This window comes from Streptomyces sp. NPDC054841 (assembly GCF_053611045.1).
Window position 1 is genome coordinate 1 of the sequence record NZ_JBSGZO010000485.1, and the last position, 6,189, is coordinate 6,189.

Annotated in this window: 2 protein-coding genes; both read right to left on the minus strand. The window is 70.5% G+C overall.

Annotated features, from left to right (window positions below):
* The coding region (locus tag ACWGI8_RS37285) for a type I polyketide synthase (protein ID WP_453667871.1) at window positions 1-1,661 on the minus strand (1,661 nt) is incomplete at its 3' end.
* Between the two features lie 141 nt (window positions 1,662-1,802).
* A complete protein-coding gene (locus tag ACWGI8_RS37290; protein WP_453667872.1) occupies window positions 1,803-6,107 on the minus strand; it encodes an SDR family NAD(P)-dependent oxidoreductase in 4,305 nt (1,434 codons plus the stop codon).
* Between the last annotated feature and the right edge of the window lie 82 nt (window positions 6,108-6,189).

A 6,189-nucleotide genomic window follows, 5' to 3' on the forward strand; every position in this document is an offset into this window, starting at 1 on the left:
ACAGACCCCGACGGCTCACCCGCCACCAACGCCCGCAACCCCGCGACAAACTCCTCCCGACCAGCCGCAGTCACCACCGCACGATGCTCGAACCGAGCACGCGACACCGCCAACGCATAGCCCACATCAACCGGCGACCACTCCGACCGCTCCCCAAGGAACGACACCAGCCGCTCCGCCTGAGCCTGAACCCCCGCCTCAGTACGAGCCGAAAGCACCCACGGCACCGTCACCCCGGGAGCGACAGCGGCGATGGACTCCTCGCCATCAGTTTCATCGGCCGGCGCCTGCTCCAGCACCACGTGCGCGTTCGTCCCGCTGATACCGAACGACGAGACCGCCGCCCGACGCGGACGACCCAGCTCCGGCCACGCCCGCTCCTCCGTCAACAGCGACACCGCACCCGCAGTCCAGTCCACCTGCGACGACGGCTCATCCACATGCAGCGTCTTCGGCATCACCCCATGCCGCATCGCCAGCACCATCTTGATGACGCCGGCAACACCAGCCGCCGCCTGGGTGTGCCCCATGTTCGACTTGACCGACCCCAGCCACAACGGCTGATCGGGCTCCCGGTTTTGGCCGTAAGTGGCCAGCAGCGCCTGCGCCTCGATCGGATCACCCAGACGCGTACCCGTCCCGTGCGCCTCCACCACATCCACATCACGAGCCGACAGACCCGCATTCGCCAACGCCTGCCGGATGACGCGCTGCTGGGCCGGGCCGTTCGGCGCCGTCAGACCGCTGCTGGCACCATCCTGATTGATGGCCGTGCCCCGCACGACCGCGAGGATCTGGTGACCGTTGCGCTGGGCGTCCGACAGACGCTCCACCAGCAGCATGCCGACGCCTTCTGAGAATCCGGTGCCGTCCGCCGCACCCGCGAAGGACTTGCAGCGACCGTCGGCGGCGAGACCGCGCTGCCGCAGGAACTCGGCGTAGGTGCCCGGGGTGGACATCACGGTGGCGCCGCCAACCAGGGCGAGCGAGCAGTCGACGTTGCGGAGCGCCTGGCCGGCCAGGTGCAGGGCGACCAGCGAGGAGGAGCACGCGGTGTCCACCGTCACCGCCGGCCCCTCGAACCCGAAGGTGTAGGAGACGCGGCCGGAGGCGACGCTGCCGGAGCTGCCGGTGCCGAGGAAACCCTCGACGCCTTCGGGAAGCGCGTCCCAGGCGACGGTGTAGTCGGTGGTGTTCATCAGCCCGGTGAAGACACCGGTCCTGCTGCCATGCAGGGACTCGATGTCAAGGCCGGACGACTCCAGTGCCTCCCACGAAGCTTCGAGCAGCAGCCGCTGCTGCGGGTCCATCGCCAGCGCTTCACGGGGCGAGATGCGGAAGAACGTCGGGTCGAAGTCGCCCGCGCCCTCCAGGAAGCCGCCCTGCGGCGCCTGCTCAGTGGTCTCGTCGTCCGCCGTGCGGAGCTCCTCCAGGTCCCAGCCGCGGTCGGCAGGGACGTCGGAGATGCTGTCACGGCCGTCGCGGAGCAGCCGCCAGAGTTCCTCCGGGGTGCTGACGCCGCCGGGGTAGCGGCAGCTCATTCCGATGATGGCGAGGGGTTCGCGGTCCTTGTCCTCCGCCTCGCGAAGACGGCGGCGGGTCTCCCTGAGATCGGCCGTCGCCCGCTTGAGGTAGTCGACCAGCTTTTCTTCATTCGACAACTGAGGTCACTCCACTGTGAAGGCTTCGGCCTGCGGCCTGCGGCTTGCTGCTGACTGCTGCGGTGCGTGGGCACGCGCTGACCACTCCGGCGGGGGCGTGCGCTGGGGACGGCGTCCTCCGGCCGCGCGACGACGCGGGGCTCACGACTGCCCCAGTTCGTTGTCGAGCAGGTCGAACAGTTCGTCCGCAGTCGCCGACGCCAGTTCGTCCTCGTCGGCCGGTGCCTGGGTGTCGCTCATCCGGTCGCTCCACTTCGCCATGACGGAGCGGAGGCGTGCCGTGATGCCCGAGCTCTCGTCGTCGTCCCGCGCGACGGCCGACAGCAGCGCCTCCAGCCTGTCGAGTTCGCTGTAGACGGACTGCGAGGTCGGGCCGGTGGCCGGGCCGACCTCCCCGAGCAGGTAGTCGGCCACCGCGGCAGGTGTCGGGTAGTCGAAGATCAGCGTCGCGGGCAACCGCAGACCGGTGGCCTTGCCGAGCTGGTTGCGCAGCTCCACCGCGGTCAGCGAGTCGACGCCCAGTTCGAGGAAGCCGAGCTTCGGCCCGATGTCCTCCGGGCCATCGAAGCCCAACACGGCAGCCGCCCGGGCCCGTACGAGGTCCAGAACCGCCGCCCGCTGCTCCGCCTCCGGCAGACCGGTGAGCCGGTCCGCCAGTGTTCCGGCGTCGGAGCTCTGGGCGGTGGCGGCGGCCTGCGCGGTACGACGTGCCGGGACCCTTACGAGACCCCGCAGCAGCGTCGGCACCCCGGCGTCGGCGGCCCGAGCCCGGATGCCGGCCAGGTCCAGCCGCATCGGTACCAGCAGCGCCGCCGCTTCCGGCAGCAACGCCGCGTCGAACAGCGCGAGACCGTCGGCGTCCGACAGCCCCTCGGCGCCCGCCCGGGCCATCCGCTCCTGGTCGGCCTCGCTGAGCTGGCCCACCATGCCGCCCGACTGCGCCCACGCACCCCACGCGAGCGAGACCGCGGGCAGCCCCTGCGCGCGCCGGTGCTGGGCAAGTGCGTCGAGGAACGTGTTGGCGGCGGCGTAGTTGCCCTGCCCCGCGTTCCCCATCACCCCGGCCGCCGACGAGAACAGCACGAACGCCGACAGGTCCATGGCTTGCGTCAGTTCGTGCAGATTCCACGCCGCATCCACCTTCGGACGCAGCACCGCATCCAGACGCTCCGGCGTGAGGGACGGCACGATCCCGTCATCCAGCACCCCGGCGGTGTGGACGACGCCGCTGAGCGGACGTTCCGTCGTCACCGACTCCACCAGTGCTTCGAGCGCCATCCGGTCGGAGGCGTCGCAGGCGACGATCTCCACGTGGGCGCCCAGCTCCGTCAGCTCATCCGCCAGTTCGGCAGCCCCTGACGCCTGGTCCCCGCGGCGGCTGGTGAGCACCAGGTCCCGCACGCGGTGCTCGGTAACAAGGTGCCGCGCGACGAGGGCGCCGAGGGCACCCGTGCCGCCGGTAACCAGGACCGCGCCATCGGCGAGACGGCGGGTCGCGCCGACACCGGGCGAAGCGGCGGAGTCGTTCCCCGGCGAAGCTCCGGCGCCGGTACGGACGCGCGTCAGGCGCGCTACCCGCAGCGTGTCGCCGCGCACGGCGCACTGCGTCTCGCGGGTCAACGCCAACTCGGCGAGCAGGTCGGGAGCCACGGTCACGTCCGCGTCCGCGTCGGCGTCCACCAGGGCGAACCTGTCCGGGTTCTCCGATTGCGCCGACCGTACGAGTCCCCAGACGGCCGCGCCGGCCACGTCGGGGACGGCATCACCGTCGGCCGCGGCAACCGCGCCCCGCGTAACGAACACCAGACGTGCGTCAGCGAACCGTTCGTCGGCGATCCACTGCTGCGCAAGCGCGAGCGCGCGGTGCGCGACGGTGTGTCCGTTGGCCGCCACGTCGCTGCGGTCGTTGACAGTCTCGAGGGTGTCAAGGGTGTCGAGGCCGTCGACCGGGACGAGGACCACCTTCGGCAGCGCCGAGCGCGTGCCGGACTCCACCGCCGCAACGAGCGCGTCGAGCCCGGCGTAGGCGTCGCCGCCGGACCAGGCGGCACCGAGGCCCCCGCGGGGGACCGTGCCGACGACGGCCCAGTCGGCGGACGGCCGGTCGGAGTGTGTCTCCCTCACGGCCTGGCGCAGCTGCTGGGCGGCCTGGCCGAGCACGGACTTGTCCAGCTCCGTCCAGTCCACCGTGAACAGCGCCTCCTGGGCGGCGCCACCGCCCGCCGAGGACAACTGCTGCGTGTCCACCGGCCGCAGCACCAGCGACTCGACGGCCGCGACAGGCACACCCACGGCATCAGCGACGGTGAGCGAGAACGCATCCGTGCCCGCCGGAGCGAGGCGAACTCGCAGGGCAGACGCACCAGTGGCATAGAGCTTCACCCCACTCCACGCAAACGGCAGCCGCGCCCCACCACCAACGCCAGACGTGCCCGAAACGAAGTCACCGAACGCGGCAGCGTGCAGCGCCGCATCCAGCAGCGCCGGATGCAGACCGAACCCGTCCGTACTGGTCTCCTCGGGCAACGCCACCTCGGCAAAGACCTCATCACCCAGCCGCCAGGCCGCCCGCACACCCTGGAAGACCGGGCCGTAGGACAGCCCAGTCGCCGCGAATGCCTCGTAGAAGGCCTCAGGCTCCACATCCACCGGTTCAGCACCCTGCGGCGGCCACACCGACAACCCGACGGGCTCGGTCTCCGCAACCACGCCCGCCACCGTCCCGACAGCGTGACGCGTCCATGCCTCACCCGGTTCCGCGTCAGCCGGCTGCGAGTAGACGGCCACCTGACGGCGCCCCGACTCGTCCGCATCGCTGACGGTGACGCGGAGCGCGACTCCGCCGCGTTCCGGAATCACCAAGGGTGCCTGGAGGGTGAGGTCTTCGAGCGTGGAGCAGCCGACCTGGTCTCCGGCCTGGATGGCCAGCTCCACCATCGCCGTCCCCGGCAACAGCACCGACCCCATCACGGCATGGTCGGCCAGCCACGGATGCGACTGGAGCGACAGCCGCCCCGTCAGCAGCAGACCGTCCGAGTCCGGCAGCGTGATCGCCGCACCGAGCAGCGCCTGACCGGCCGCGCCGATCCCGAGGCTGGCGACATCCCCGGTCTCGGCAGGGCCCTCCAGCCAGTAGCGCTCGTGCTGGAAGGTGTACGTCGGCAGGTCCATGAGGCGACCCCCACGCCCGGCGAACACACCCTCCCAGTCGACCTTCACGCCGTGCGCGTGGAGGGTGCCGACAGCGGTGGTGAACGTGTCGGGCTCGGGACGATCCTTGCGCAGGACAGCAGCGAAAACAGCCTCGGAGTCCTCGGGCAGGCAGCCCTGCCCCATGCCCGAGAGGATCCCGTCCGGACCCAGCTCCAGATAGCGAGTGACGTTCTGGCCGTCCAGATACGCCATGCCGTCCGCGAACCGGACCGCACCACGCACATGACGCACCCAGTAATCCGCCGAGCACAGCTCCAGCCCTTCGGCCAGCTTGCCCGTCACATTCGACACCACCGCAACACGCGGGACGGAGTAGCTGATGCCCTCGGCGACGGCCCTGAACTCCTCCAGCATCGGATCCATGTGGGGTGAGTGGAACGCATGACTGACCCGCAGACGCCGCGTGCGGCGACCCTGCTCCCGCCAGTACGCAACCGCCTCATCCACCACCGCCTCATCACCGGACACGACGACGGACGTCGGACCGTTGATCGCCGCGATCGACACCTGGGCTTCACGGCCGGCCAACTGCTCGGCAACCTCGACCTCGGTCGCCTCGATGGCGGCCATCGCCCCACCACCCGGCAACGCCTGCATCAACCGGCCACGCGCCGCAACCAGCACAGCCGCGTCCTCGAGGGAGAACACCCCCGCCACATGCGCGGCAGCGATCTCACCGATCGAATGACCGATCACAAAGTCGGGTGCAACACCCCAGGACTCGACCAGACGGAACAGCGCCACCTCAAGCGCGAACAACGCCACCTGGGTGTAGCCGGTCTCATCCAGCAGTCCGGAAGTGTCCTCGAACACCAGCTCCTTGAGCGGGCGGTCGAGATGCCGGTCGATGTGCGCGCACACCTCATCGAAGGCAGCCGCGAAGACGGGGAAGGACGCATACAGCTCCCGCCCCATCCCGGCCCGCTGACTCCCCTGCCCCGTGAACAGGAACGCCGAACGCCCGCTCGAGGCCTCACCCCGGACCACACCCGAAACCGCCCCACCCTCGGCAATCCCACGCAGCGCGTCCAGCAACTCACCCCGGTCCGCACCACACACCACCGCACGATGCTCGAACCGAGCACGCGACACCGCCAGCGAGTAGCCCACATCAACCGGCGACCACTCCGGCCGCTCCTGAAGGAACGAGACCAGCCGCTCGGCTTGTGCCGGAAGCCCTGCCGCACTCCGGGCGGAGAGCACCCACGGCACCGTCACCTCGGGAGCCACCACCGGAGTCGGCTTCTCAACCTCTGGCTCAACAACCGGTGCCTGTTCCAGCACCACATGGGCGTTCGTCCCGCTGATACCGAAC